This window comes from Achromobacter veterisilvae (genome assembly GCF_037619525.1).
GTDB classification, from domain to species: Bacteria; Pseudomonadota; Gammaproteobacteria; order Burkholderiales; family Burkholderiaceae_B; genus Achromobacter; species Achromobacter veterisilvae.
The window spans coordinates 40,502-66,229 of the sequence record NZ_CP148753.1 but is presented as its reverse complement, the minus strand read 5'-3'; the positions used below and the strand labels follow the sequence as shown (position 1 = coordinate 66,229).

Genomic DNA, 25,728 nt, shown 5'->3' with positions numbered 1-25,728 from the left:
CATGCCGCTGACGACACTTTTCTCCGCGCTGTTGCTTGCCGTGACCGGCCCGGCGGGTTTCGATCTGCCTTGCTTCTACAACCAGAAAGGCGCGGGCGGGATGCTGGAGCGCGCGCCGCATTGCGCCAGGCGCGAGGCCGGCGGGCTGGCGTTCAATCCCGATGTGCTGCGCAAAATGGCGTTCTACGAGGACGGCCTGTCTGCCGTGGCGACAGACGGCGGCTGGCATTGGGTGCGCGCCGACGGCGCGTCCGCGTCCGTGCTCACCTATGACAACGGCCCGGACGAATTCGAGGCCGGCCTGGCCCGGGGCAGGCTGGCCGACGGCACGATGGCCTACTACGACAAGCAGCTCAACGTGGCGCTCGCGACGCCCTACCAGTGGGCGGAACCCTTTATCGACGGTATCGCCGTGGTCTGTTCCCGATGCGGGATGCAACCTACCGCCGATGGCGAACACACCATGGTGGTGGGCGGCGACTGGGGCGCCATCGACCGGCAGGGCAGGCTGGTGCTGCCCTTGCGGGGCGACGCCGCTTCGCTGCGCCGCGAGGCGGACGCGGCCAGGCAGCGCCGCTGACCGGGGCGCGATACCGGCCGCCGCCTGCTAGAACTTGTACCGCAACTGCGCCAGCACATTGCGCGGCGCCCCATAGTAGACGGAGTTGTAATTGCCCATGCCGGCGTAGTAGGTCTTGTCCAGCACGTTGTTCAGGTTCACAGTCAGCCGCAGGTCCTTGTTGAAGTCATAGGCGGCCATCAGGCCCAGCACGCCGTAGCCGTCCTGGCTGAACCGGCGGTTTGCGCCGTTGACGCTTTGCGCGAAGTAGGTGCCGCTTTGCCAGAGCATATTTCCGCCCACCGTCAAGCGATGCCAATCGCCGGGCAGGCGGTACGTGGTGGCCAGTTTGAACATCTGCTCGGGCTGGGTGGTGCTGACCCGTTCGTCGGCGCGGTTTCGCGACCGGCTGTAGGTATAGCCGGCGTGGAGCTGCCAATTGGGCAGCAGTTCGCCCGAAATCTCCAGTTCGATCCCCCGCGTGGTCACGCCGGGCACCGCCACGTAAGCCACGCTGCCGTTGGGCAGTGTTGCCCCGCTGGGATCCAGCTCGGCCACATTGTTCTGCTTGAGCTGGAAAAAAGCGATGCTGGTGTTCAGCTTGCCGTCCAGGTATTCGCCCTTGCCGCCGATCTCGTAGCTTTTACCCGTCAGCGGATCCAGTTGGCGGTTGCTGGCGTCGAAATTGAAGGCCTGGGGCTTGAATACGTCGGTATAGCTGGCGTAGACCGTATGGTTGGCGTCCACGTCAAACGTGACGCCCGCATAGGGAATGAATTTGTTGTCCACGTCGGTGTCGTAGCTGGCGCGCGATCCGCCGCTGAAGACGGATTTCTGCGTCCAGCCGTAATCGGTGAGCCGGCCGCCCAGAATGACCGCGAAGCGGTCGGTGGGGCGCAACACCGTGGCGCCATACAGGATTTTCTGGGACACCTCGACGTCGAAATCCAGCACATGCGTGTAGACCGAGGGCTTGAACGCATTGTTGTCCCAGTTGAAGGCGTCGGGTATCCGCAGGTCGGTCAGGCCATCATCCCGTGACGAGGTCGAATGTGTGCGGGCGGCGTTGTAGCCGAAGACCAGATCGTGCTTGCGGCCCAGCAGCGAGAACATGCCCGACACCTGCACGTCGATGCTGTTCTCGCGCGAATCCGTGTCGAACAGGCTGGCCTGGCCCAGGCTGTGGCTGATGCCGTGCGTGCCCACGTCGATGAATGAGCTGCCCATGCCCGCGATGAGTTCGCGCGACAGATAGCCGCGGTGGCCGGCCGCCAGTTTCAATCGCCAGTCATTGCCGAAGTCGTGCGTGACGTCCGCGAAATAGCGCGTGGTTTCCTGCGTGCGCCAGGTCCATTTATCGGCGGGATTGGTCGAACGCGGGAAGCTGGCTTGCGTGCCGTCGGTGTAGAACGCCGGTAGATGGATGTTGGACGAGGCGTGGTTTTTGTTCTTCTGGTATTCGATGCCGAACGATGCCGTTGTGCGGGCGGTGATGTCGGCCTCGACAATTCCATAGAGCACGTCTTCGCGCGTTTTGGTGTAGTCGATGAAGCTGTTGGCGTCGTTGACCGCCGCCACCATTCTTCCGCGTATTCTGCCGTTCTCGGCCAGCGAGCCGCCCAGATCGAGTTCGCCGCGATACTGGTCCCACGAGCCCGCCCCGGCGGTGATGCTGCCCTGGAATTCGCGGGTGGGGCGCTTGCGGATCAGGTTGATGACGCCCGAGGGGTATCCGGCCCCATTGACCAGGCCCGTCGCGCCTTTCAGGATTTCCACCCGGTCATAGATGACCGAACTGGTGATGCTGTAGTTGTCGCGCACGTTGCCGCCGTCGCTCGACAGGCTGGGCAGGCCGTCGAACTGGAAATTCTGCAGTTGGAACCCGCGCGAATAGAAACTGTAGCCTTCCGAGTTGGCGCGCGAGACTGCGATCCCCGGTGTCTGCTCCAGCGCGCCGGCGACGGTGGTGATGCCCTGGTCGTCCATCTGCTGCCGGGTGATGACGCTGACCGACTGGGGCGTTTCCCGCAGCGACAGGCGCATGCGCGTGGCCGAGCTGGATTCCGGCACGGTATAGGAACCGGTGCCTTCGCTGGGGGGAATGGCGTTGCTGGCCGTCACCAGCACGGGTTCCAGCGAGGTCACCGCGCCGGCGGCGGGCTGCGGCCGCACGCTGAGCACGCCGCCGGGCGTTACGACCAGCTCCAGTCCCGTGCCCGTCAGGGCCTGCCGCGCCGCGGCTTCGGCGCTGAGCGCGCCGCGTACCGGCGCGGCTTGCTTGCCCGACACGAGTTCCGCGCTGGCCGAGATGGTGCGGCCGCTGTGCCGCGAGATCCGGCTCAGGGTGTCGGCCAAAGGCGCGGCGGGCAGGTCGTAGGACTGGGCGGCCTGCTGGGCGGGGACTGCGGCTGCATCCTGTGCGATCGCGGGCTGCGTCAGCGCGCAGGCGCCGAGGGCGCCGGCGACGAGCGCCGCGCCACGGTTCAAGAGGAAAGTCATGATTCAAGGGGTCCGGCAAAAAGGGATTTCGGTTGCGTCATTAGTCATGACGGCGACCGTCCTTGAATCCCCTCATCGCCCGCGCATTTTTTTTGCCGCGTCCTTATGCCGCATCCACCAGCGTCAGCCAGGGGCCATAGCGCCTGACCTGGATCGGCAGCGTTTCGCCCAGGGCCAGCAAGGCTCGGGCAGGATCGTCCAACGGGAATACGCCGAACACGCGCAGCGCGCCGGCTTGCGGCGATACGCGGATCACGCCGGGCTGGTAGGCGCGCAGTTGCTCCACCACTTCGGCCAGCCGGGCGTCGCGCACGTTGAGGATGCCGTCGCGCCAACTGGCATGGGCGGTGTCGTCCCGTTGCCATGCGCGGTCGAAATCGAACGCGGCCGTGCCGGCTTGCGGCAGGGCCAGCGGCCGGCCGCGTTGCGGTTGCAGGGTCAGGGCGCCCTCGATGGCGCTGGCCACGGCGTAGGTGTCGAACTGGTCCACGGCCAGATGCGATTCGCCGCCGACGACGGCGCCGTATCGGGTGCGCACCACGAAAGGCCGGCTGTCGGGCCGGGCCTCGGCATACAGTCCGCCCTGGCGCAGCACGACGGTGCGGCGGGCGCCGTCATAGCGCACGTCGGCGGCCGAGCGCGCGTTCAAGGTCAGCATGGAGCCGTCTTCCAGCGCATAGGTCTGGCGTTCGCCCGTGCGGGTGGAGTAGGTCGCGGACAGTCCGGCAAGCGGGATGTAGCGGTCGGCGATCAGTCCGCCGATGGTGACGCCGGACATCGCCATGGCCAGCTTCAGCAGGCGGCGGCGGTCGAGTTTGCTGCTTCGCAACAGGGCGGCGCGGGCGGCGTGCGCCGCGCCTGGTGCGGCACCGGCAGCGCTGCGCAGGCGCGATAGCGGCTGTTGCATCAGGCCGTCGACCTCGGCCCAGGCGAGCGCGTGGTCAGGATGGCTGGCCAGCCAGTGCTCAAAGCGCTGGCGGTCCTGGTCGGAGGCTTGGCCGGACGTCAGCAGCACGATCCAGTCGACCGCGCGTTCCGTCAGCGCGTCGCTGGCGGCGCTCATGCGGCGTCCGCCGCGCGGCGCGATGCGATGCAGTGCAGAAAGGCGCGCTTGATGTGCCGTTCCACGGTCGCCAGCGACAGGCCGAGGTTTTGCGCAATGGCTGGATGGGTCATGCCGTCCAGCCGGTTCAGCAGAAAGGCGTGCTTGACCGGCACGGGCAAGCCGTCCAGCAGGCTGTCGATCTCCATGACCGCCTGCTTCAGCATGATCAGCGTTTCAGGCGACGCGGCGACCGGCTCCTGCTCCAGCGACAGCGCTTGCAGATAGCGCGCCTCGACGTCGCGCGCGCGCCACAGGTCGATGGTGAGCCGGCGCGCCAGCGTCAACAGGTACGCCCGCGGCTCGGAGATGGGGGCGGCGCTGGGGGAGGTGAGGACGCGGCAGAACGTGTCCTGCGTCAGGTCGGCGGCGTCGGCGCGGTTGTTGACGCGCCGGTTCAGCCAGCCCAGCAGCCAGTCGTGGTGTTCCGCGTAAAGCTGGTGGACGTTCTTGTACGCGGGGGAATCCATGGATGGCAGCGCGGCGATGAGGTATTAATAAGAATAACACTCATTTATAGCGTGAACCGCCGACCAAGACAACGAATGGCTAGGCCAGCAGCTTGCCCAGCGTCGCCATGCCTTGTTCCATTTCCGGGTTCCAGGGATGTCCGCCGTTCAGCCGCAGGAAGTTGCCGAACGCGCCCGAGGACGAGAAGAGCGGACCTGGCGCGATGCTGATGCCGTGCCCCAGCGCGGCGCGGTGCACTTTCAGGGTGTCGATGTGCGCCGGCAGTTCCACCCACACGAAATAGCCGCCCGCCGGCCGCGTGGCCCGCGTGCCCTTCGGAAAGTAGCGGGCGACGGCCTGCAGCAGTTCGCCTTGCTGCAAGGCCAGCGCCTGGCGGAATTGCCGCAGGTGGCGGTCGAAGCCGCCTTTCTCCAGGTAGGCGGCGATGGCGGCCTGCGTGGGCGCGGCGGTGGCCAGGCTGGTGGTGAGCTTGTTGCGCATGATCTGGCGCGTGTAGCGGCCCGCGGCCACCCAGCCCACGCGATAGCCCGGCGCCAGGGTCTTGGAGAACGACGAACAGTGCATCACGATGCCGTCGCGGTCGAAGGCCTTGGCGGGCCGCGGCCGGTTCTCGCCGAAATACAGTTCGCCGTAGACGTCGTCCTCGATCAGCGCCACGCCGTGCCGCGCCAGGAGGCGCACGAGCGCTTCCTTTTTGTCGTCCGGCATCAGGCTGCCCAGGGGATTCTGGAAGGTGGTCATGAGCCAGCAAGCGCGCGGCCGATGCCGCAGGATGGCTTCCTCCAGCGCCTGCAGGTCGATGCCTTCGCGCGGGTGCGTGGCCACTTCGATGGCGTGCAGGTGGTTGCGCTCCAGCGATTGCAGCGCGGCGTAGAAAGTGGGGGATTCCACGATCACCGCGTCGCCGGGCTGGGTCACGGCCGCCAGGCTGAGGTTCAGCGCGTCCAGCGCGCCGTTGGTGATGATGATGTCGTCGACCGGCACGGACAGGCCGTCGGCCAGGTAGCGCAGCGCGATGGCCCGGCGCAGCGCGGCGTCGCCCGGGCTCAGGTCGTCGATGGAGCCCCAGGGGTCCAGGCGCTGGACCGTGGCCGCCATGAACTTCGCCAGCCGGCCGTAGGGCAGCAGCGAGGGACTGGGGAACGCGGAGCCGAACGGCAGCATGTCGCGCCGCAAGGTGGCGTTGAGCACCTGCAGCACATTGTCGCTGACGTCCACCGGATGGCGGCCGGCGCTGGCGCTGGACAGGCCGTCCGGTTCGGGCAGCTCGGCTTGCGGCGCGCGCAGCACGTAGTAGCCGGAACGGTCGCGGGCGCGGATCAGCCCGCGGGCCTCCAGCAGGTAATAGGCCTTGAACACCGTCGACGGGCTTACGCCGCGGCTGGCGCTGGTCTGCCGTACCGAAGGCAGGCGGTCGCCCGCCCGCAGCAGTCCCGACCGGATCGAGGCGGTGATTTCTTCTGTCAGCCGTTCATAGCGCTTCATGGCGGGTCCGTACGCGTGGGCGGGTTCAGGTCGACATGCCGATGGTTTTCATGACCAGGCGCAGCGCATAGGCGGCCGCGCCCAGCGCCGCGACGCTGCATGCCCAGATTATCGCCAGCCAGAGCAGGCGGCCGCGCCACGAGGGCAGCGGGGAATGCGGGCCGTCCATCAGTGAAACTCCTCTCCGGTGCGTACCTTGCCACGGAACACGTAGTAAGACCATGCGGTGTACATGAGAATGACCGGAATGATCGCCAGCGCGCCCACCAGCGCGAAGCCCTGGCTTTGCGGCGGCGCGGACGCCGTCCAGATGGACACGTCGGGCGGAATGATGGCGGGCCAGATGCTGATTCCCAGGCCGCTGTAGCCCAGGAACACCAGCGCCAGCGACAGCACGAAGGGGCCGGCGCCGGGCATGCCCCGCACGCGCCGGACCAGCTCGAATCCGGCGGCCGCCACCAGCAGGGGAACGGGCAGGAACCAGAACATGTTCGGCAGGCTGAACCAGCGCTGCGCGATCTGCGGCTGCGCAAGCGGGGTCCAGATGCTGAGCGCCGCGATCACCGCCAGCAGCGCCAGCGTGAGCGGGCGGGCGATGGCGCACATGTGGCGGTGCAGGCGTCCTTCGGTCTTCATGATGAGCCAGGTGCAGCCCAGCAGGGCGTAGGCCGCCACCAGCCCGGCGCCGGTAAACAGGGCGAAGGGGCTGACCCAGTCCCAGGGGCCGCCGTGGTAGGCGCGGTCCACGACCGGGATGCCTTCGATGTACGCGCCCAGCGTGACGCCCTGGAAGAAGGTGGCGCACACGGAGCCCAGCACGAAGGCGCGGTCCCACAGGGGCCGGTGGCGCTCGTCCGCCTTGAAGCGGAATTCGAAGGCCACGCCGCGGAAGATCAGGCCCAGCAGCATGAAGACGAGCGGCAGGTGCAGCGCGCTCAGGATCACCGAGTAGGCCAGCGGAAACGCCGCCATCAGGCCGGCCCCGCCCAGCACCAGCCAGGTCTCGTTGCCGTCCCACACGGGGGCTATCGTGTTGACCATGACGTCGCGCTCGTCGGGGTCGGAGATCAGCGGGAAGAGGATGCCGATGCCCAGATCGAAGCCATCCATGATTACGTACATCATCACGCCGAAGAGGATGATGACGGCCCATGCCAGTGCAAGGTCGATGCCCATGGCGTCAGACTCCCGAATGCTTGCGTTGCGCGGGCTCGAGGCCCGCCAGGGTGGAGGCGGCCGACAGCGGCCGGGACGGCTGGCGCGGTTCTCCGGGGCCGCCCGACAGCGGCGAGTGGCCGGGGGCGGGGCTCGGGCCCATGCGGATCAGCCGCAGCATGTACGACACGCCGGCGCCGAACACCAGCAGGTACACCGCCACGAACAGCGCCAGGGTCAAGGTCAGTTCGCCCAGCCCGTGCGGCGTGGCCGCGTCGGCGGTGCGCATCACACCGTACACCACCCAGGGCTGGCGGCCGATCTCCGTGACGTACCAGCCGGCCAGGATGGCGATCAGCCCGGACGGCCCCATCCATAGCGCGTAGCGGTGCAGCCGGCGCGACTCGAACAGGCGGCCGCGCCAGCGCGCCCACAGCGCCCAGGCGGCCAGCGCGATCATCAGCATGCCCAGCCCGGCCATGACGCGGAACGACCAGAACACGGCCGCCGCGTTGGGCCGGTCTTCGGGCGGATACGACTTGAGGCCGGGGAACTGGCCGTCCCAGCTATGCGTGAGGATCAGGCTGCCCAGGCGCGGCACGTTCAGCGCGTAGCGCGTTTCCTCGCGCGCCATGTCGGGGATGCCGAACAGCGTCAGCGGCACGCCGGCGCCGGGTTCGTTTTCCCAATGGCCCTCGATGGCCGCGATCTTGGCAGGCTGGTGCTTGAGCGTGTTCAGGCCATGGAAGTCGCCCACCACGGCTTGCAGCGGCGCCACCAGCAGCAGCATGCCCATCGCCATCGCGAACATCTTCTTCACGGCGGGGCTGCGGTCGCCGCGCAGCAGGTGCCAGGCCCCGGACGCGCCCACCATGAGGGCGGTGGCCAGGAAGGCCGCGATGCCCATGTGCGCCAGGCGGTAGGGGAACGAGGGGTTGAAGATGACGGCAAGCCAGTCGGTGGGCACCACGCGCCCGTCCAGGATTTCGTAGCCGGCGGGCGTCTGCATCCAGCTATTGGAGGCCAGGATCCAGGTGGCCGACACCAGCGTGCCCAGCGCCACCATCACGGTCGAGAAGAAATGCAGGCCGGGCCCCACGCGCGACCAGCCGAACAGCATTACGCCCAGGAAGCCGGCTTCCAGGAAAAAGGCGGTCAACACTTCGTAGGCCAGCAAGGGGCCGGTCACGCTGCCCGCGAAATCGGAGAAGAAGCTCCAGTTGGTGCCGAACTGGTAGGCCATCACCAGGCCGGACACGACGCCCATGCCGAAGTTGACGGCGAAGATCTTGGTCCAGAAATGGTAGAGATCGCGGTAGACGGTGTCCCGCGTGCGCAGCCACAGGCCTTCCAGCACCGCGAGATAGCTGGCCAGTCCGATGGTGATGGCGGGGAAGATGATGTGAAACGAGATGGTGAAGCCGAACTGTATTCGGGCTAGCAATAGCGCGTCGCTATCCATGGCGGTATTCCTGACGGATGTTTGTCCTACGCCATGACGGTAGGACTTCCGCTGTTATCAGTACAGATTCAGAGAGCGAATAAAAAAGCGGATCAGTTTTGGGAGGGAATCCGCATTTTCCGCATGCTTCATAGGGAAGCCGGCAGCATTCCAGCTAGCGCGGTCGCCGCCGCGTTACAAAAAAAGCAGCGCAGAAGGACAGGCTGCGCCGTCTGCTCCGGCGGTTTGGCTGGAGCGGCCGAGGGGGCGCCGCCAGGGCGGTGAGGAACAGCTCTGCGCTGCTGGAGGAACTGGGTCCGCCGCGGGCTTGATCCGCGGCGGACCCATGGGCTCAGCCCTCGCGGCGGGTGCCGGACTGGCTGGCCTCGCGCATCGCGGAGCAGGCGGACGCCATCTGGTTGGACAGGGTCGTCCAGATCTGCGCCATGGGAGTGGCATCCAGGCCGCCGCCGCCGGCGGCGGCCTGCTTCAGCCAGCCGGTCATGGCTTCGCTGATGCCCGCGGCCAGCGCGGCCTGTTCTTCCAGCAGCGCGTGGGTGATGGCCTGGCTGGCTTCGAGCTGGCTTTGCCACTGCTTGCGGGTGGCTTCGCCCAGCGCGGGGGCGATGTCCTGCCAGTTTCCGGACTGTTTCAGCGGCGCCAGCGTGGACAGGTACCGCGCGGCGTTCTCGTCGGCCAGGCGGCGGCCCAACTCGGCCCAGCGTTGCTGGCTTTCCTGCGCAAGTTCGGCCATGCGCTGGCAATAGGCGGCGTTGGCGCCGGCGAGGCCCAGGGGCGTGGAGGCAGTTGTTTTCTTCATCATCCGTCCTTTTAAAAGATTGGTAAGGGGCAACGAATACACGGCCTCACGCCATCTGGCTGAGGGTCTTGCGAAAGCGCGCCAGCGAGAACGCGAACAGGACCGCGCCGATCAGCGCCAGCGCCAGGAACGGCTGCCATACGACGCCGATGCCCGCGCCGCGGTAGAGAATGGCCTGGCCGAGTTCCACGAAATGGGTGGTGGGGGCGGCCAGCATGATGTCCTGCACGAACTGCGGCATGCTTTCACGCGGGGTGGTGCCGCCCGACAGCATCTGCAGCGGCAGCAGCACAAGCACCAGCAGCATGCCGAACTGGGGCATGCTGCGCGCGAGGGTGGCCATGAAAATGCCCATGGACGTCGTCGCGAACAGGTGCAGCGCCGCGCCGGCCAGGAACAGCGCCACCGATCCTTCGATCGGGACTTGCAGCAGGCCGCGCACCACGAAAGTCAACGATAGCCCGGCGGACGCCAGGACCACCAGCCCCATCGACCAGACCTTGGCGACCATGATCTCGGTCGGCGTCACCGGCATCACCAGCAGGTGCTCGATCGTGCCGTGCTCGCGTTCGCGGATCAGCGCGGCGCCCGTCAGGATGATGGACAGCATCGTGACGTTGTTGATGATCTCCATCAGCGCGCCGAACCAGGCCTGCGTCAGGTTGGGGTTGAAGCGCATGCGCACGGCCAGTTCGACCGGCAGCTCGGTGGGCGCTCGGTAGCGCTTGACGAATTCGTTGACCTCGTCGGTGATGATCTGCTGGATGTAGCTGCTGCCGGTGAACGCCTGGCTCATCCGCGTCGCGTCCACGTTCAACTGGATCTCCGCCGGCCTGCCCGCCAGCACGTCGCGCTGGAAATTGGGCGGGATGCCGACCGAGAAGGTGTAGCGCCCCGCGTCCATGCCGGCGTCGGCCTCGGCCGACGTGATCAGATCCGGCGGCGTGAAGTGCGGAGGATAGAAGGCCGAGACGATGCGCCCGGACAGGGGCGAGACGTCTTCGTCCACCACGGCGATGGGGGCGTTGTGCAGGGTCTCGGGCACCGCGGTGGCCGCCGTATAGATCATCAGCGTGAACGACACGAAGATCAGGATCAGCATCATCGGGTCGCGCGCCAGGCTCCACAGCTCCTTCACGCCCAGGCGGTAGATATTGGCCAGGTGCCTCATGTCAGGTCTCCTGTTTCTTCAGCAGGAGCGCCGAGGCGCCGAGGACGATGGGAATCGCCGCCAGCAAGGGCCAGAACGAGCTTTGCAGGTTCGAGAAGTCCAGGGCCTTGCTGAATACGCCGCGGCTGATGGTGAGCATGTGCGTGGCGGGGTAGACCTGGCCGATCAGCCGGCCGGCGCCTTCCAGCGAAGAGACGGGGTTGAGCAGCCCCGCGAACTGCACCGCGGGCACCAGCGTTCCGATCATGGTGAAGAACAGCGCCGCGATCTGGCTGCGGGTGAAGGTGGAAGCCAGCAGGCCGATGGCGGTGGCGACCACGTTGTAGATCAGCGCGGCCAGCAACAGTGTGGGAAAGCTCCCGGTGATGGGGACGCCGAACAGCGTCACGGCCAGCAAGGTCATCAACAGGAAGTTCAGCATGGCCAGCGCCACGTAGGGCGCCTGCTTGCCCAGCAGGAATTCCAGCCGCGTCACCGGGGTGACGTAGAGGTTGATGATGGAGCCCAGTTCCTTTTCGCGCACCACCGCCAGCGCGGTCAGCATCGCGGGCATCATCAGCAGCAGCAGGGGAATCACGGCGGGCACCATGGCGGGCAGGCTGCGCACGTCCGGGTTGTAGCGGAAGCGCGTTTCGATGTCCACGGGCAGCGCGGCGCTGGCGCCCAGCCGCTCGCGCGCCTGCTGCATCAGCCAGCCCTGGTGCATGCCCATGACGTAGCCGCGGATGGTTTCGGCTCGCTGCGGCATCGCGCCGTCGATCCAGACGCCGATCTGCGCGCTGGCGCCGCGCTGCACGTCGCGGGCGAATCCTTGCGGAATCTCGATGGCCAGCGACAGCTCGCCGCTGCGCATGCGCGCGTCCATGTCGGCGTAATCCGAGATGGGCGGATGTTCGATGAAGTAGCGCGAGCCGGCCAGGTTCAGGCTGTAGTTCTGGCTCAGCCCGGTCTGGTCGCGGTCCATGACCGCATAGCGCAGGTCCTCCACGTCCAGGCTGATGCCGAACCCCATCACGAACATCAGCAGGAGCGACCCGGCCAGGGCCAGCGTCGCGCGCACGGGGTCGCGGCGCAGTTCCAGCGATTCGCGCCACATATAGCTCAGCATGCGCTGCAGGCTGAATCCGCGGCGCTCGGGCTCGGGGGCGGATTCGGGCGCGGCGGTGTCTTCGGGCGTGGCCGCTTCCGCCTGGGTGCCCGCGCCGGCATCGATCAGATAGGCGATGAAGGCCTCTTCCAGCGTCTTCGCGCCGCGCATCCGGGTGATCTCGTCGGGCGAGGCGCTGACCAGCACCTTGCCGGCGTGCATCAGCGACATGCGGTCGCAGCGCTGCGCCTCGTTCATGAAATGCGTGGAGATGAAGATGGTGACCTGGTCCTGCCGCGCCAGCGCGATGAGCAGGCGCCAGAATCCATCGCGCGCGACGGGGTCCACGCCCGAGGTGGGTTCGTCCAGGATCAGCAGTTCGGGCCGGTGCACCATGGCCACCGCCAGCGACAGGCGCTGGCGCACCCCCATCGGCAGGTTCTCCGGCAGGGCGTCCAGCACCTCGCCCAGGTCGAAGCGCGCCACCATCTCGTCCACGCGGGCCGGGATATCGGCCTCGGGCACGTGGAACAGGCGAGCGTGCAGCACCAGGTTCTGCCTGACCGTCAGTTCGCCGTACAGCGAAAACGCCTGCGACATATAGCCCACCCGGCGGCGGGTATCGATGTTCCTGGGATCGACTTCCGCGCCGAACAGCCAGGCCTGCCCCTCGCTGGCGGGCAAGAGGCCCGTCAGCATTTTCATGGTGGTGGACTTGCCGCAGCCGTTGGAGCCCAGGAACCCGAATATTTCGCCTTTCCGGATGCGGAAATTGACGTGGTCCACCGCGACGAAATCGCCGAACTTCATGGTGAGGTCGCGCGCTTCGATGGCGACCTCGGCGTCGTCGCCGACCGCCAGCGGCACGATTTCCACGGGTTTGTGGCCGCGCCGCTTCGCCTCGGGCAGCAGCGCGATGAAGGCGGCCTCCAGGGAATCCGCGCCGGTGCGCCGTTCCAGTTCGGCGGGCGTGCCGGTGGCCAGCACCCGGCCTTCGTCCATGGCGATCAGCCAGTCGAAGCGCTGCGCTTCGTCCATATAGGCCGTGGCGACGATGACGCTCATGCCGCTGCGTTCGCGGCGGATCTGGTTGATCAGGTCCCAGAACTGCGCGCGCGCCAGCGGATCCACGCCGGTGGTGGGTTCGTCCAGGATCAGCAGGTCGGGGTCGTGGATCAGCGCGCAGCACAGCCCCAGCTTCTGCTTCATGCCGCCGGACAGCTTGCCGGCGGGCCGCGACAGGAAGGCCGACATGCCCGTGCTGCGGGTCAGGCTGTCGATGCGGCGGCGGCGCTCGGCCTCGTCGTGGCCGAACAGGCGTCCGAAGAATTGCAGGTTCTCTTCGACCGACAGGGTGGGATACAGGTTCTTGCCCAGGCCCTGCGGCATGTAGGCGATGCGCGGGCACACGGCATCGCGGTGGCGGCTGCCGGCCATGTCGCCGCCCAGCACCTCGACCTTGCCTTCCTGTATCTTGCGGGCGCCGGCCGCCAGCGCCAGCAGGCTGGACTTGCCCACGCCGTCGGGGCCGATCAGCCCCACCATGCGGCCAGCGGGGATGTCGAGCGTGATGCCGTCCAGCGCGACCGTCTTGCCGTAGCGCAGGCTGACGCCGGACAGCGTGACGACGGGGGCGGTCTGCTCGGGCGCCATCAGGGCACCTTGGCTTCAAGGTTGGCGGGCCATTGGGCGTCGGCGTCCAGCTTGAGCCAGGCCACGCCCGGCAGGCCGGTCTTGACCTGCTGAAGATGCCGCTGCAGCAGTTCGGGGCTGATCTGGGCCTTGACCCGGAACATCAGCTTCTGCCGTTCGCTGGCGGTTTCCACGGTCTTGGGGGTGAACTGCGCGGTGCTCGCCACGAAGGACACCTTGGCGGGGATGACGTACTGGGGCGCGGCGTCCAGGATGATGCGCACGTCCTGGCCCATGGCCACGCGGCCCGCCGCCTGCTCGGGCAGGAAGAACGTCATGTAGACGTCGGCCAGGTCCACCATGTTCAGCACCTTGCCGCCGGCGCCCAGGACTTCGCCCGGCTGCGCCACCCGATACTGCACCCGGCCGTCGCGCGGGGCGCGCAATTCGCTGTCGGCGATGTCGGCCTCGATGCGCGCGATGGTGGCCTGCGCCGCCGTGACGGCGGATTCCGCGCCGACCTGCGCGGCGCGCGCGGCGTCGATGGCCGCCTGGGCCGCGTTCACCTGCGCGCGGGAGGCATGCACGGCGGCCTGCGCGCTGCGCATGCGGGCGCGGTCGTCGTCCAGTTCCTGGATCGAGGACGCGCCTTCCTTGGACAGGGCCTCGGAGCGCGCGAGGCGGCGCCGGGCGGCGTCCAGTTCGCTTTCCCGCTGCACCACCACGGCCTCGGCCGCCAGCTTGTCGCTTTCGCGCTGGACGACCTGCGCGCGGGCGCTGGCCGCGGCGTTGACGGCCTGCTGGTGCTGGGCGCGGGCCTCTTCGCGCTGGGCCTGCAGCGTGTCGATCTGCATGCGCGCCAGCGGCTGGCCCGCGGTGACGAAATCGCCTTCGGAGGCCAGCACTTCCTGCACGCGGCCCGCCAGCTTGGCCGCCACGTCGATCTCGGTGGCTTCGATGCGGCCGTTGCCGCTGACGAAGCCGGCGCCCGGGCCGCTGTCGGAAAGCATCCGCCAGCCGTAATAACCGGCAGCGGCGACGGCCAGGACAACCAGGACGGGGACCAGTTTTCGGGTGGGCAGGCGCATCGGAAGGATCCTTGGTTCTCAGTTATCGGGGGCTGGCGTCTTGCGGGACCGCGGCGGCCTGGGCCGGGGCGGGGGCTTGCGTGCCGCCGCCCAGCGCGGCGTACAGCCTGACCCGGCTGGACAGCAGGGCGCGGCGCGTCTGCGCGAGCTTCTGCTGGGCCGCGAGCAGGTCGCGCTGGGCGTCCAGCACTTCCAGGTACGGCGACGCGCCGTGGTCATAGCGCAGTTGCGCCAGGCGGGCGCGTTCGCTTTGCGCCGCCACGGTGGCGCGCAGCACGTCCACTTGCTCCGCCAGCCAGCGGCGGGCGGACAGGGCGTCGGACACGTCCTTGAACGCCGTCTGTATGGTCTGTTCGTAACTGGCCACGGCCTGGTCGCGCCGCGCTTCGGCCAGGTCCACGGTAGCGCTGCGGCGGCCGGCGTCGAAGAGCGGCAGGCTGATGCTGGGCGCGAAATTCCAGGCGCGGCTGCCGCCCGCGAACAGGCCGTCCAGTTCGGCGCTGGCGGTGCCGAACGCGCCGGTCAGGGTGATGCTGGGCAGGAAGGCGGCGCGGGCCGCGCCGATATTGGCGTTCGAGGCCCGCAGGCGGTGTTCGGCGGCGACGATGTCGGGGCGGTTGACCAGAAGCTCCGACGGCAGTCCGGGCGGCAGATCGAGCATGACCGTGCCGTCGTCCAGGCGGGGAGGCATCCCGGGCAGGTCCAGCGGCGCGCCCAGCAGCAGTTCCAGCGCATGGGCCTGTTCGGCGCGGGCCTGTTCCAGGTCGGCGCCCAGCGCCTTGGCCTGCTGCCACAGCGTTTCGACCTGGGTGAGGTCCAGCTTCGAGATGGCGCCCACTTCGTAGCGGCGGCGGAAGATGCGCAGCGACTCTTCGCGCGAGGCGATGGTTTCGCGGGTCAGCGCCAGGCGTTCGTCCAGTTCGCGCAGCGAGAGGTAGCTGTCCGCCACTTCGGCGACGAGACTCAGCGTGGCGGCCCGGGCGGCCGCGTCGGACGCCAGGTAGTTCTGCAGCGCGGCATCCTTCAGGTTGCGCACCCGGCCCCAGAAATCGAGTTCCCAACTGGCCATTCCAAGTCCCACCTGGTATTGGCTGGTCACCTGCGGTTGCCCGGTGAGGTTCAGGTCGCCTGGCACGCGGGAGCGGGACCCGTCGGCCTGCGCGCCGATGGTGGGGAACTGGTCCGCGCGCTGGATGCCGTACAGCGCGCGCGCCTCTTCGACGCGCAGCAGCGCGTTGCGCAGGTCGCGGTTGTTGTCCAGGGCGGTGGCGATCAGCCCTTGAAGCACGGGGTCGGGGAAGTAGGTTTGCCAGCCGATGTCGGCCGCCGCCGTGGCCGCCGCGGCGCCGGAATCGCCGGCCGCGTAGGTGGCGGGCACGGGCAGGGCGGGGCGGTGGTAGTCGGGCGCCAGCGAGACGCAGCCGCCGGCCAGCAGCACCAGCAGGGCGGCGGGCGCGAGACGCGCGGCGATCGAGGCCGGAAACGGGCGACGTGTCATGCGAGGTTTCTCCAGCGCGAGGGCGCCGGGGGCCGCCCCGGGTAGGCAGGCTTGTGGCGCCGCCTTCGGGACGGACCACCCGACACCAAGGTCATGTCCGTATTGTGCCTAACCGCGCCTGCGCATTCCTTGACCTGGATCAAGTTAGCGACTGACCGGTCGGTTTTTAATGCATTGTATGCATGGAGGGAGCAGCAGGATGAACACGCAGCGCCGTCGTCTTCCGCAGGCCGTGCGGGTCGGGCAGATTCTCGACGCCGCGCTGCAGGAATTCTCGCAGGCCGGCTACGCCGGCGCCAGGATGGATGACATCGCGCTGCGCGCGGGGCTGTCCAAGGGGGGGCTATACGCGCATTTCGACAGCAAGGAGGCCGTCTTCGAAGCCCTGCTGGCGCGGCACCTGAGCCCATCGCGGCTGGACGTCGACGCCGTGGTGGACGGCGCCGCGACGCCACGCCATCTGGCCGAGCGCATCGTCAATCATCTCTACGTCAGCCTGGGCAACCCCGCCATGGTCAGCACCCTGCGCCTGCTGCTGGCCGAAAGCGGCCGGGTGCCGCACCTGGCGGCGCGCTGGCGCAGCGACACCGCGGACGCGCACCAGGCCGACATGGCCCGGCTGCTGGAACGCGCGCGGGCGCGCGGCCTTTGCGGCGATTGCGTGGCGCGGGACCACCCCTGGCTGCTGCTGTCGCCCATCGTCCATACGCTCGTCATGTCGGCGCTGTTCGGTCCGGGCGAACGCATCGATCTTCCGGAGCGCCGCCAGGCGCACGTGGCGCTGATCTGCGAATTGTTGCGCCCGCCCGCCGCGCCGGTTCCTCCAGGCGCGGGCCAGGCTTCTTGACGTTGCGGACGCCATAGTGTCCTATCCAGGCTGGGCCCTGCGGCAGCCATGGACGAGCTATGCGACGAGGCGATGCGCCTACTTCGGGAATGACGGTCGGCGGGCCGTCCTGGCGCTATCTTCCCGTGGCGCTGGCCCTGGCGCTTCCCGTCCTCGTCTGCGTGGTATGGACCTGGCTGCATGCGAACAGCGTCCAGCGGCAGGAAGCCGGAATGGCGGCGCGCATCGTGCGCGTCCAGGCCGAGAGCATTCTCTCCCAGTCCTGGGACATGGTGGAGCGGGTAGCGGGGCTGGCGTCCGGGCCGTGCGCCGAACTGCTGCCCGACCTGCAGCGCTGGGGCGCGCTCAATCCGTATTTCCGGTCCCTGGTCCTGGCCCGCGACGGCCGCGTCTATTGCTCGTCGGCGCTGGGCGGGGTGGATGCCTCGGTCGACGATTTCAGCCGATGGCCCGTCCGCATATCGCCGGACGTCTGGCCGCTCACGGTGACCGGCACGCCCCTGGCTCCCGACCGCCCGGCCGTCCTGGTGGGCAAATCCCGTCCGGACGGGTATAGCGGCATCGTCGAGGTGGACGGCCGCTATGTCCAGGATCTTCTGAATGCCGTCGCCACCATGGGCGACCTGCAGCTCGAACTCATCGTGGGCAAGGGCGCGCCGATCCGCAGCGACTCCTGGGGGCGTTCGGCGGCGCCCGCCATGCCGCTGTACCGGGAAACCGCCAGCGGGCCGGGCGGAGCGGCGCTCGCCATCGACGTGATGGTGCCGCCCGAGGCGCTCGTGCAGGCGTGGTCGCGGTCCATGTTGACGTATCTTCCGGCGGCGCTGTTGATCGGGGCGGGCCTGGCGCTGGGCGCGTATCGCCTGCAATCCAGCCGGCAGTCGTTCAAGGAGCAATTGCGCCGCGCCATGCGGGCCGACGAGTTCCAGGTGCATTACCAGCCGTTGTACGGGCAGGCCACGGGCCGGTGCGAAGGCGTCGAGGCGCTGATGCGCTGGGAGCGGCCCGGCGTGGGCCCGGTGCGTCCGGACATCTTCATCGCGGCGGCCGAGGCGGAAGGCATGATCGTTGCGCTGACCCGGCACCTGTTGACGCTGATCGAGCGCGACGTGCGGACCTGGGCCACGCCGCCGGACTTCCGCATCGGCGTGAACATCGCGCCCGAGCACCTGTCCAGCGCCGGGCTGGTGCCCGACATCCAGGCGTTCGTCGCGAGCGTCGCGGCGCGCCGCCCGCTGATCGTGCTCGAAATCACGGAACGCAGCCTGATCTCCGACAACGGGCAGGCCCGGCGCAATATCGACGCCCTGCGCGCCAAGGGCTTGCGGGTGGCCATCGACGACTTCGGCACGGGGCACTGCTCGCTTTCGTACTTGCAGGAGTTTCCGGTGGATTACCTGAAAATCGACAAGGGTTTCGTGCAGGCCATCGAATCGGCGGGCGAAGAGGCGCCGGTGCTGGACGTGATCATCACTCTGTCCAGCCGCCTGGGGCTGGCGGTGGTGGCCGAGGGCGTGGAGACCCAGCGCCAGTTCGACTACCTGAAGGCGCGCGGGGTCGCCTTCATCCAGGGATACTTCTTTGCGCGGCCCATGCCGTCGGCCGAGTTCGCGCGCTGGTACGCCGAGGACGCGCAGGCGGGCGCCGCCGGCCAAGCGGGGTAGGGGCTCAAGCCGCCTTGCCGCCCGGAGCGGCCTTGGTGAAGAACAGGTCGGTGATGGTCTGGCTGTCCATGGGTTCGCCGCTGATGGCGCGCGCCAGCAATTCCGCGCCCAGCAACTGCACCGAGAACACCAGGTCCGGCTGCACGCGGCGGATTTTCTCGAGGTGCTTGCTGGTGTTGACCAGCGCCACCGTCTTGGCGCCGGTGTCGCCCGTCGCTTCCTTCGCGGCCAGCACGATGAACGCGTTCTCGGCGTCGTCGTCGCGCAGCGCCAGCACGTAGCGCGCGCGGGCCACGCCCGCGTTGCGCAGCACTTCCACGCTGGACGCGTCGCCCTCGATCAGGTCGGCGGCCGCCGGGTACTCCTGCGCCGTGCCGGCGGGCACGATGACGGTGACCTCGTCGCCGCGGCGGCGCAGGCCATCGTAGACGCTCAGCGCCAGGGGCGTCGCGCCCGCGATGATGATGTGGTTCTTGCGCATGGCGGTGGAAAACTTGCCTTTGACCAGCCGTTTCAGATTGCCGCCGATCACCGGTCCGGCGATCGCGCTGATGGAGGTGGCGAATATGGTGATGCCCAGGATGATAATCGACGCGGTGAACAGCCGCGCGGTGCCCGTGTGGGGCGTGATGTCGCCGTATCCCACCGTGGACATGGATACGATCGAGAAATAGAAGGCCGTCCCGGCATCCCGGATCGGCGGGTTGAATTCGCTGCCCAGGTAGAGCGTGCCGAAGACCGCGTAGATCACCAGAGACAGCATGCTCACCACGGCGAACAGCGAGCCCGCGGTGACGCTGGCCCGGTCGAAGCGCCGCCAGTAGGCGATCAGCGCGATGACGAGGACCAGCGTGTAGATGCCCAGGCCGGCCCGGCCGTGGTCGTCCAGTATGGCGAACGTGCCGATGCCGATCAGCAGCACCAGCGAAAACGCCCAGGCGATGCGGGCCTTGAGGATCAGGCCCAGCGCGATGACCTGCAGCCCCATTCCCAGCACCAGGCGCGGGATCTCCAGCAGGCCGACCACCCGCATGACCTCGTGCCAGTTGTCGATGGCGAGCCAGAACGAATACTCCCGCGCGCGCACTTCGCGCAGCACCGGGTGCATGAAGGCATAGCCGTCCAGCGCCACCAGGATGGCCAGGCACCAGTTGGGCGGAAACAGCGCCAGCAGTTTCCGGACGCGGCGCATGAAGGGAACGGGCATGATCGGCATGGGAGCGGGTCCTTTGGCGGCATTTTAAGATGTGCGCATACCCAGGGTGTCCCATACCGGATATGTATAGAAGACTATCAACAAAGAATTACTGGAAAGCTGCCCGAGGTCCTAAACTTCCTGCATCACGCGGCTATCCGCAAGGATCGCCGCTGATAAGGGCGGTGCGCTCGCCGGTCTGTCGGGGCGGGTTCATCGTCTGGCGTTGATCACGCTGCAGTCTGTGCAGGGACTAGAGACCCCGCACGGGTTCACGGCTTGGCCGTGCGTGAGCAGTATGAGGCACGAATGTTGGAATCGCGTGGGCCAGGTAGAAGGCATCAGTGCCGGCTGATGACTCCAGGTTCACGTGTTGTTTTAGCGCGGCGTCTTACCTTTCGGGGCAGCGCCGCGTTTTTTTCGTCCGGCCGCGGCGCGCCGCCGGACCGGCCCCGTCACGAAGACGCGTCCGCCATCTCCCGGCGCCAGTCGTCCAGCGCTTCCATCCGGCTTTCTTCCCCCACCGCCCGAAACTCCAGGTCGAACGCGATGTCCGCGGCGAACATATAGCCCCAGCCGTGCACGGCGCGGATCGGCAAGGCCATGTGGTGGGCGGCCGCCTTGCGGCGCAGGCGGCTGATCATCACGTCCACGAAGCGGCGCCGCGTGATGCCGCTGTCCGTTTCGTCGGCCCCGTCGGCGTGGAATGCGTCGCGGCTGACCTTGCGGTCGGGAGAATCCACCAGCCGCGACAGGAAGTCGCGTTCGCCCGTGGTCAGGCCGAGCGTGCGGCCGTCCGGGCTGACCAGCGTCCATCCCTTGTTTGCCAGGCGCCAGGTTTCCTGGGCGGCCTCCATGGGCGCATGCGCCTCGGGAAAGACGTCCGCGCTTTCCTGGATGGCGGCCCGGCGCACCAGGGCCTGCAGCGCCGCGGCCAGTTCCAGCCCCGTGACGTCCGGGGGCAGACAGGCGTCGGCCCCGCAGAGCAGGGTGCGGATGCGGCTTTCGGCATCGGGAAACGGGGAGATGGCGACGATGCCCAGGCCGCGGTCCGCCGCGCGCAGCCGCACCGCGGCATTGTGGATGTCCGGCAGCGGCGCTTCCAGCACGATCAGGGGGCAGGGGCGGCGGAAATACCGCTCGTAGACCTTGGCCAGGTCATTGCAACGGCGGACGTTGAAGCCCAGATGAGACAGGGCCTCGGCGAGTCTGGCATGTCTGGCGTCGTCGTAGCCAAGAAAAATGACATCCAGCGTGTTGTTCATGGGTGCTTCCAGGACGCAGCCGTCCGGCGGGGTTGGTCGAAGGGGCGCGCGGCCGGCCTGGTGCCCAGGTCCAGGTCATTGCGGCCGGCTTTCGGCGGATCCGCGCGTCGATGCCGCAGGGAAGTCACGTCCGTGTTTCATTTAAACACGGGCGTGTTTTTTTGTGAAGATACGTTTCTCTAGTTTCCGATGGTAACTTACGTGCAAGATCAAATGGAGGGGAAATGCTTGAAATAGTGTTTGTTTTGAAATTGGGGACGACAACGTATTAAGTATCGCCGATACATTATTTTCTATTTCAGATACAAGAAAGCCCTAAACTTGCGCCGGTTTTCATTTCCCGCGCCGGCCGGCGCATGCGGCCACGGCTGCGCTTTGACGTAGCTGGAATCTTCCAAGTCAATGATAGATATGGATTTTATGGGGCGCATCAGGGGCGCGCCCCGGCATCCGCGCGGCCGGCAACGGCGCGCGGCGGCCCGATAGCGCGATTTGCGGATTAGCCCGGGAATTGGTGCGCAATCCGTTTATTTGGCGTCAGTATCGGGATGCTTTAATAAAAAACATAAATCCATATTAATAATGTCTCAGGTTGATCGATTGGACACGTTTAGCCATCGTCTGCGCAACGCAAGAATGCTTCAGGGATGGACTCAAAAGGACTTGGCGGTCGCGAGCAACCTGTCCCAAAGCGCTATCGGCAATTACGAGAGCGGGCAGCGCCGGCAACCGTCCAGCGGCGCGCTCATCAAGCTGACCCGCGCGCTGTGCGTCAATCCCATGTGGCTCAGCACCGGCGAGGGGCCGATGCTGAGCGCGGATTCCGCCTGCGGCGCGGGCGGGATTCCCGTGCCGGCCGCCTGGCCCTTCGAAACCGTCTCCTACGCCACCTATGCCCGTTTGAGTTCGCAGGAAAAGCGGCAGATCGAGCAGGTGCTGGCCGCCTACATCAAGGCACGCGGCGAATAGACCCGAGCGGCTGGGCCGCCGCCGCAGGCCGCTGCCGGCCGCCGGCCGCCGGCGCCTGCGCGCCGTCGTCCGCGCCGCGGGCGTCCGTGCGCAGGCGGCTGCGCAGGCGCTCCACCGGGTCCGCGATCAGCCCGTTGAGCAGCGCCGAGAAACCGATACAGCCCGTGATGACCAAGGCCGAGAACAGCATGGGCTGGTGCACGTTGACCTCGTCGAGCAGCCAACTGAAGAACATGATCACCAGCGAGTGGCAGATGTAGATCGGGTAGCTCAATTCCCCGATCGCCTTGTCCAGCCGATGGCGGGACTGGAACAGGAAGGCCAGCGGCAGCAGCGCGGCGAAGAGCAGCACCGCCAGGCCGTCGCGCACCGTGGGGTTGATGCCGACCGAGAAGTGCGCGATACAGTACGCGACCAGCAGCGCCGTGCCCAGTTCGGGCAGGCGCTTCGCCTTCTGGGTCCATGTCCTGTAGCGCGGCAGCAGGACCTGGTGCGACAGCGAGCCGATCAGGAACAGCGCCAGTTCCGTCGGAAAGAAGCGATAGGTCCAGGGATCGCTCAGACCGATGCCGGTCGCGATCAGCACTCCGCGCAGGGCGAGCGACGCCGCCAGCAGGGCCAGCAGCCGGCGCGGCGATCCCAGCACGAAAGGCGCCACCAGGTAGAAACTCATTTCGACGCCCAGGGTCCAGGCCTGGGGCACCAGCAGGCCGTGGTACAGCGGCACCTCGCTGTGGGCGAAGCTGCCGGTGAATGCCAGCGAAGCGTGTTCGATGCCGAAGAACATCAGCCAGTCCTGGCCCATGATGAAAATATTGGAAAGGATCAGGAAGAGTTCGGCGCTGAAGGGCAGCGCTTCGTAGAAGCGGAAGAATGCGCCGCCGCTCACCGCGTGGGCGAGGAGCGTCATGGCGGCCACCGCCAGGTAGATCGGGAACAGGCGCAGGAAGCGGTTCGCGTAGAACTTGCCCACCGCGCCCTGGTAGTGGTCGGTGGCCGTCAGCACATAGGAAATCAGGAAGCCCGAAATGACATAGAACAGTTGCACCGCCAGCCTGCCGCCGACCAGGTGGTCCGCATTGCCGCCGCCCAGGTGATCCAGCACCACCGATAGTGCCAACAAGGTTCTCAAGAAGCCCATCGCCATGTCTCCAGGAATAGTTTTTTTTGGTCCTGCGGGGAGCCTGACACCTGCGCCTGCGGTACTTGCGGCCGACTCCCCATTTCCTGGAGCTGCCAGGTCCGGCCGGAGGTGGACCCGTATCGATTCTGCGCGCCGCCCTCCGCCGCCGCCATGCGGCTTACGATGCAGCAGGCCATGCCTTCGGAGTGGGCGGCATGGCCGCTGTGCTGCTTTTGGATACGGCTGTTGGGCGGAGAACACAGTCGCCATGCCCCAAGGGCGGTTACAGTTGGGGTATGTAATTCTCTGGAGCCCCGTTCATGCCTATCCTGACGTCCACGCCTTGCCGGCTGCTTTGCCTGGGCCTTCTGGCCGCGGCACTGGCGGGGTGCGCAGGCTCGACCGGCGGCGCGCGGCCGCAAGGCGCGGCCGCGGCCAATGCCGCCAGCAGCGCGGATTCGCTGGCGCAGACCAGTTGGGAACTGGTGCGCTGGACACAGCCTGGCGGGTCGCTGCGCGACATTCCCCATGGCGACAACGGCGAGCCCGTGCGCCTGACCTTCCTGGCGCAGGGCAAGCAGTACCGCGTCAACGGATTTTCGGGCTGCAACCGCTACATGGGGACGTACAAGCTCGAGGGCGGCAAGCTCTACATCGACGCGCCCGCCGCCACGCGCATGGCCTGCGTGCCGCCCGAACGCGCGCGCCTGGAGGCCGACTACCTGCGCGGCCTGGCCGCGATCGACACGTTCACGCTGGACAGCGGCGGCGCGCCGCGGCACCTGACCTTCAACCTGCGCGGCGGCGACGTGCTGGAATTCGCGCGGCGCCAGGATCCCCCGACGCCGTAGGCGCGCGGCGGCCGATACGCGTTTTCGCCTGCTTTCGGGAGATTCCCATGCCCATTTCCGCTTCCCTGCGCTGGCTGGCGCCCTGCCTGCTGGCCGTCGGCCTTGCCGCCTGCTCGTCGCCGCCCAGGCGCGCCGCCGACGGACAGGATCCCCGTTTCCAGCCCGCCTCGGCGTCGGACATCCTGGCCCAGACTAGTTGGGACCTGGCGCGCTGGACGAAACCGGGCGGCGCGCTGCGCCCGGTGCCGCATCCGTCCACGCATTCGCGTCCCCTCACGGTCAGCTTCATCCATGACCAGGGCGCGCCGCGCATCGCGGGTTTCGCGGGGTGCAACCAGTACAGCGCGTCCTACACGGTCGCCAACGGCCTGCTGATCGTGCGCGACCATCCCGTGTCGACGATGATGGCCTGCGCGCCCGACAGCATGGCGCTGGAACAGGATTTCCTGGCGGGCATGACGCGCATCACGGCCAGTTCGGTGGACAGCACCAACAACCCGCAGCGCATGACCTGGATTCTGGCCTCGGGCGACACGCTGGACTTCGGCCGCCGCACCGATCCCATCGCCGGCGGCCAGCCGGGGCCGACCAAGCTGGTGTACGTGAACTCGGAACGGGTGCCGTGCAGCGCGGGCGCGGGCCGCGCCATGTGTTATCAGGTGAGGGACAGCGCCTCGCAGCCCTGGCAGTTCTGGCACGGGGAAATAACCGGTTTCCATTTCCAGCCGGGCATCCGCTACCGGCTGCGCGTCGTCGAGGTGCAGGACCCGAATCCGCCCGCCGACGCCTCGTCCGTGCGCTGGGTGCTGGACGCCGTGGTCGAACAGGAAATCGTCCCCCGTTGAGCGCGGTCAAGCCGGGACGGGGGCGGCGGCCGGCCAGCGATTACTATTACGGGTTTCGCCGTCCGTCTTCCGCCGCTTTTCCATGACTTCCGTCGTCAATATCGCCGCCTACAAATTCGTTTCCCTGGATTGCCTGCCGGAGCTGCGCCTGCGGCTGCTGGACGAGGCGGCCCAGGCCGCGCTCAAGGGCACGATCCTGCTGGCCGAAGAGGGCATCAACTTGTTCCTGGCGGGGTCGGCGGAGGGCATCGACGGTTTTCTGGGGGCCCTGCGCGCCGATGCGCGCTTCGCGGACCTCGAAGTGAAGTTCAGCCGCAGCGGCGCCGTGCCGTTCCGCAAGCTGCTGGTGAAGGTCAAGCGCGAGATCATCCGCATGGACCACCCGGCCATCCGCCCCGAGGCGGGGCGGGCGCCCGGCGTGGACGCGCATACGCTGGCACGCTGGCTGGAACAGGGCGTGGACGACGCGGGGCGCCCGGTGGTCATGCTGGACACCCGCAACGCCTTCGAAGTGGATGAAGGCACCTTCACGAACGCGATCGACTGGCGCATCGAGCGCTTCACGCAGTTTCCCGCCGCGGTGCAGGCGCACCGCGCCGAACTCGAAGGCAAGACCGTGGTCAGCTTCTGCACCGGCGGCATCCGCTGCGAAAAGGCGGCCATCTACATGAACGAGGCCGGCATCCCGAACGTCTACCAGCTCGACGGCGGCATCCTCAAGTACTTCGAGGAAACCGGCGGCCCGGGCTACGAGGGCAAGTGCTTCGTGTTCGATGAACGGGTTTCGCTGGATCCGGCGTTGGAGCCGTCTGTCGCTTTGGGTGTCTGACACCCGGGAAGGCCTGCTCCAGCCCGGAAGGACATCTCGTACGGGTGTCAGACACTGGCGGCCGAGCCCCACACCTCCCTGTGTCTGACACCCGTACGAGATAGTCCCGCAGGCTTGAGACCGTCTCCCCGG

At 67.6% G+C, this 25,728-nt stretch carries 22 protein-coding genes; 7 read left to right on the top strand and 15 right to left on the bottom strand.

The window, feature by feature from the left end:
- The first annotated feature begins 1 nt into the window (after position 1).
- The gene (locus WHX56_RS00250; RefSeq protein ID WP_338879880.1) at positions 2 to 580 is read left to right on the top strand and encodes a WG repeat-containing protein; all 579 of its coding nucleotides are present in this window, start codon (positions 2 to 4) and stop codon (positions 578 to 580) included.
- Positions 581 to 607: 27 nt separating this feature from the next.
- On the opposite strand, the gene WHX56_RS00245 is transcribed toward WHX56_RS00250, so the two are convergent.
- The 12 genes from WHX56_RS00245 to WHX56_RS00190 form a co-directional block, all read right to left on the bottom strand.
- Positions 608 to 3,058 carry a TonB-dependent siderophore receptor gene (locus WHX56_RS00245; protein ID WP_338879879.1) on the bottom strand — a complete coding sequence of 817 codons (2,451 nt, stop codon included), beginning with the start codon at positions 3,056 to 3,058 and terminating at the stop codon, positions 608 to 610.
- A gap of 103 nt (positions 3,059 to 3,161) precedes the next feature.
- Positions 3,162 to 4,121 carry a DUF4880 domain-containing protein gene (locus WHX56_RS00240; protein ID WP_338879878.1) on the bottom strand — a complete coding sequence of 320 codons (960 nt, stop codon included), beginning with the start codon at positions 4,119 to 4,121 and terminating at the stop codon, positions 3,162 to 3,164.
- Complete coding sequence (locus tag WHX56_RS00235) at positions 4,118 to 4,630, bottom strand: sigma-70 family RNA polymerase sigma factor (RefSeq protein ID WP_338879877.1); 513 nt, start codon at positions 4,628 to 4,630, stop codon at positions 4,118 to 4,120. The genes WHX56_RS00240 and WHX56_RS00235 overlap by 4 nt, the downstream gene beginning before the upstream one ends.
- A gap of 79 nt (positions 4,631 to 4,709) precedes the next feature.
- Positions 4,710 to 6,116 carry a PLP-dependent aminotransferase family protein gene (locus WHX56_RS00230; RefSeq protein ID WP_338879876.1) on the bottom strand — a complete coding sequence of 469 codons (1,407 nt, stop codon included), beginning with the start codon at positions 6,114 to 6,116 and terminating at the stop codon, positions 4,710 to 4,712.
- A 25-nt stretch (positions 6,117 to 6,141) separates the two neighbouring features.
- Complete coding sequence (locus WHX56_RS00225; protein WP_338879875.1) at positions 6,142 to 6,285, bottom strand: DUF2474 family protein; 144 nt, start codon at positions 6,283 to 6,285, stop codon at positions 6,142 to 6,144.
- Positions 6,285 to 7,292 carry a cytochrome d ubiquinol oxidase subunit II gene (gene cydB / locus WHX56_RS00220; protein WP_338879874.1) on the bottom strand — a complete coding sequence of 336 codons (1,008 nt, stop codon included), beginning with the start codon at positions 7,290 to 7,292 and terminating at the stop codon, positions 6,285 to 6,287. Before cydB ends, WHX56_RS00225 begins: the two co-directional genes overlap by 1 nt.
- Before the next feature lie 4 nt (positions 7,293 to 7,296).
- Complete coding sequence (locus WHX56_RS00215) at positions 7,297 to 8,733, bottom strand: cytochrome ubiquinol oxidase subunit I (protein ID WP_129240041.1); 1,437 nt, start codon at positions 8,731 to 8,733, stop codon at positions 7,297 to 7,299.
- A gap of 331 nt (positions 8,734 to 9,064) precedes the next feature.
- Positions 9,065 to 9,532: a hypothetical protein gene (locus tag WHX56_RS00210; protein WP_338879873.1), complete on the bottom strand. Its 468-nt coding sequence runs from the start codon at positions 9,530 to 9,532 to the stop codon at positions 9,065 to 9,067.
- 46 nt (positions 9,533 to 9,578) lie between these two features.
- The gene (locus WHX56_RS00205; RefSeq protein WP_129240039.1) at positions 9,579 to 10,703 is read right to left on the bottom strand and encodes an ABC transporter permease; all 1,125 of its coding nucleotides are present in this window, start codon (positions 10,701 to 10,703) and stop codon (positions 9,579 to 9,581) included.
- 1 nt (position 10,704) lies between these two features.
- Positions 10,705 to 13,443 (bottom strand): ribosome-associated ATPase/putative transporter RbbA, encoded by a 2,739-nt coding sequence (rbbA, locus tag WHX56_RS00200; protein ID WP_338879872.1) that lies wholly within the window; start codon positions 13,441 to 13,443, stop codon positions 10,705 to 10,707.
- Positions 13,443 to 14,510 (bottom strand): HlyD family secretion protein, encoded by a 1,068-nt coding sequence (locus tag WHX56_RS00195; protein WP_338879871.1) that lies wholly within the window; start codon positions 14,508 to 14,510, stop codon positions 13,443 to 13,445. The genes rbbA and WHX56_RS00195 overlap by 1 nt, the downstream gene beginning before the upstream one ends.
- Before the next feature lie 22 nt (positions 14,511 to 14,532).
- On the bottom strand, positions 14,533 to 16,008 hold the full coding sequence (locus WHX56_RS00190; protein WP_129240036.1) for an efflux transporter outer membrane subunit: 1,476 nt from the start codon (positions 16,006 to 16,008) through the stop codon (positions 14,533 to 14,535).
- 199 nt (positions 16,009 to 16,207) lie between these two features.
- Between WHX56_RS00190 and WHX56_RS00185 the strand changes: the two genes are divergently transcribed.
- Positions 16,208 to 16,855 carry a TetR/AcrR family transcriptional regulator gene (locus WHX56_RS00185; protein ID WP_129240035.1) on the top strand — a complete coding sequence of 216 codons (648 nt, stop codon included), beginning with the start codon at positions 16,208 to 16,210 and terminating at the stop codon, positions 16,853 to 16,855.
- A gap of 59 nt (positions 16,856 to 16,914) precedes the next feature.
- Positions 16,915 to 18,519, top strand: coding sequence for an EAL domain-containing protein (locus WHX56_RS00180; RefSeq protein ID WP_338879870.1), 1,605 nt, complete (start codon positions 16,915 to 16,917; stop codon positions 18,517 to 18,519).
- 4 nt (positions 18,520 to 18,523) lie between these two features.
- Here WHX56_RS00180 and kch read toward each other — a convergent pair whose 3' ends face one another.
- Together kch and WHX56_RS00170 are read right to left on the bottom strand one after the other, a co-directional pair.
- A complete protein-coding gene (gene kch / locus WHX56_RS00175; protein ID WP_129240034.1) occupies positions 18,524 to 19,735 on the bottom strand; it encodes a voltage-gated potassium channel protein in 1,212 nt (403 codons plus the stop codon).
- Positions 19,736 to 20,169: 434 nt separating this feature from the next.
- Positions 20,170 to 20,979, bottom strand: coding sequence for a winged helix-turn-helix domain-containing protein (locus tag WHX56_RS00170; protein ID WP_129240033.1), 810 nt, complete (start codon positions 20,977 to 20,979; stop codon positions 20,170 to 20,172).
- A 582-nt stretch (positions 20,980 to 21,561) separates the two neighbouring features.
- Here WHX56_RS00170 and WHX56_RS00165 point away from each other — a divergent pair.
- Complete coding sequence (locus tag WHX56_RS00165; RefSeq protein WP_338879869.1) at positions 21,562 to 21,948, top strand: helix-turn-helix transcriptional regulator; 387 nt, start codon at positions 21,562 to 21,564, stop codon at positions 21,946 to 21,948.
- Here WHX56_RS00165 and WHX56_RS00160 read toward each other — a convergent pair.
- Positions 21,929 to 23,089 (bottom strand): acyltransferase, encoded by a 1,161-nt coding sequence (locus WHX56_RS00160; protein ID WP_338879868.1) that lies wholly within the window; start codon positions 23,087 to 23,089, stop codon positions 21,929 to 21,931. The genes WHX56_RS00165 and WHX56_RS00160 overlap by 20 nt on opposite strands.
- A gap of 302 nt (positions 23,090 to 23,391) precedes the next feature.
- Here WHX56_RS00160 and WHX56_RS00155 point away from each other — a divergent pair, with 302 nt between their 5' ends.
- The 3 genes from WHX56_RS00155 (at position 23,392) to WHX56_RS00145 (ending at position 25,596) form a co-directional block, all read left to right on the top strand.
- The gene (locus tag WHX56_RS00155; protein ID WP_129240030.1) at positions 23,392 to 23,922 is read left to right on the top strand and encodes an META domain-containing protein; all 531 of its coding nucleotides are present in this window, start codon (positions 23,392 to 23,394) and stop codon (positions 23,920 to 23,922) included.
- A 47-nt stretch (positions 23,923 to 23,969) separates the two neighbouring features.
- Positions 23,970 to 24,767, top strand: a complete 798-nt coding sequence (locus WHX56_RS00150) for an META and DUF4377 domain-containing protein (RefSeq protein WP_338879867.1) — start codon at positions 23,970 to 23,972, stop codon at positions 24,765 to 24,767.
- Positions 24,768 to 24,849: 82 nt separating this feature from the next.
- The gene (locus tag WHX56_RS00145) at positions 24,850 to 25,596 is read left to right on the top strand and encodes a sulfurtransferase (protein WP_338879866.1); all 747 of its coding nucleotides are present in this window, start codon (positions 24,850 to 24,852) and stop codon (positions 25,594 to 25,596) included.
- Positions 25,597 to 25,728: the final 132 nt, after the last annotated feature.

Excerpts from the sequence above, each read along its gene's own strand:
- WHX56_RS00250 (WP_338879880.1), top strand. The coding sequence starts at position 2 with ATGCCGCTGACGACACTTTTCTCCGCGCTGTTGCTTGCCGTGACCGGC.
- WHX56_RS00145 (WP_338879866.1), top strand. The coding sequence starts at position 24,850 with ATGACTTCCGTCGTCAATATCGCCGCCTACAAATTCGTTTCCCTGGAT.
- WHX56_RS00180 (WP_338879870.1), top strand. The coding sequence starts at position 16,915 with ATGCGACGAGGCGATGCGCCTACTTCGGGAATGACGGTCGGCGGGCCG.
- WHX56_RS00210 (WP_338879873.1), bottom strand. The coding sequence starts at position 9,532 with ATGAAGAAAACAACTGCCTCCACGCCCCTGGGCCTCGCCGGCGCCAAC.
- WHX56_RS00155 (WP_129240030.1), top strand. The coding sequence starts at position 23,392 with ATGCCTATCCTGACGTCCACGCCTTGCCGGCTGCTTTGCCTGGGCCTT.
- WHX56_RS00240 (WP_338879878.1), bottom strand. The coding sequence starts at position 4,121 with ATGAGCGCCGCCAGCGACGCGCTGACGGAACGCGCGGTCGACTGGATC.
- WHX56_RS00230 (WP_338879876.1), bottom strand. The coding sequence starts at position 6,116 with ATGAAGCGCTATGAACGGCTGACAGAAGAAATCACCGCCTCGATCCGG.
- WHX56_RS00215 (WP_129240041.1), bottom strand. The coding sequence starts at position 8,733 with ATGGATAGCGACGCGCTATTGCTAGCCCGAATACAGTTCGGCTTCACC.
- WHX56_RS00190 (WP_129240036.1), bottom strand. The coding sequence starts at position 16,008 with ATGACACGTCGCCCGTTTCCGGCCTCGATCGCCGCGCGTCTCGCGCCC.
- WHX56_RS00245 (WP_338879879.1), bottom strand. The coding sequence starts at position 3,058 with ATGACTTTCCTCTTGAACCGTGGCGCGGCGCTCGTCGCCGGCGCCCTC.
- kch (WP_129240034.1), bottom strand. The coding sequence starts at position 19,735 with ATGCCGATCATGCCCGTTCCCTTCATGCGCCGCGTCCGGAAACTGCTG.
- WHX56_RS00225 (WP_338879875.1), bottom strand. The coding sequence starts at position 6,285 with ATGGACGGCCCGCATTCCCCGCTGCCCTCGTGGCGCGGCCGCCTGCTC.
- WHX56_RS00160 (WP_338879868.1), bottom strand. The coding sequence starts at position 23,089 with ATGGGCTTCTTGAGAACCTTGTTGGCACTATCGGTGGTGCTGGATCAC.
- WHX56_RS00150 (WP_338879867.1), top strand. The coding sequence starts at position 23,970 with ATGCCCATTTCCGCTTCCCTGCGCTGGCTGGCGCCCTGCCTGCTGGCC.
- WHX56_RS00195 (WP_338879871.1), bottom strand. The coding sequence starts at position 14,510 with ATGCGCCTGCCCACCCGAAAACTGGTCCCCGTCCTGGTTGTCCTGGCC.
- WHX56_RS00170 (WP_129240033.1), bottom strand. The coding sequence starts at position 20,979 with ATGAACAACACGCTGGATGTCATTTTTCTTGGCTACGACGACGCCAGA.
- WHX56_RS00165 (WP_338879869.1), top strand. The coding sequence starts at position 21,562 with ATGTCTCAGGTTGATCGATTGGACACGTTTAGCCATCGTCTGCGCAAC.
- WHX56_RS00185 (WP_129240035.1), top strand. The coding sequence starts at position 16,208 with ATGAACACGCAGCGCCGTCGTCTTCCGCAGGCCGTGCGGGTCGGGCAG.
- cydB (WP_338879874.1), bottom strand. The coding sequence starts at position 7,292 with ATGGGCATCGACCTTGCACTGGCATGGGCCGTCATCATCCTCTTCGGC.
- WHX56_RS00205 (WP_129240039.1), bottom strand. The coding sequence starts at position 10,703 with ATGAGGCACCTGGCCAATATCTACCGCCTGGGCGTGAAGGAGCTGTGG.
- WHX56_RS00235 (WP_338879877.1), bottom strand. The coding sequence starts at position 4,630 with ATGGATTCCCCCGCGTACAAGAACGTCCACCAGCTTTACGCGGAACAC.
- rbbA (WP_338879872.1), bottom strand. The coding sequence starts at position 13,443 with ATGGCGCCCGAGCAGACCGCCCCCGTCGTCACGCTGTCCGGCGTCAGC.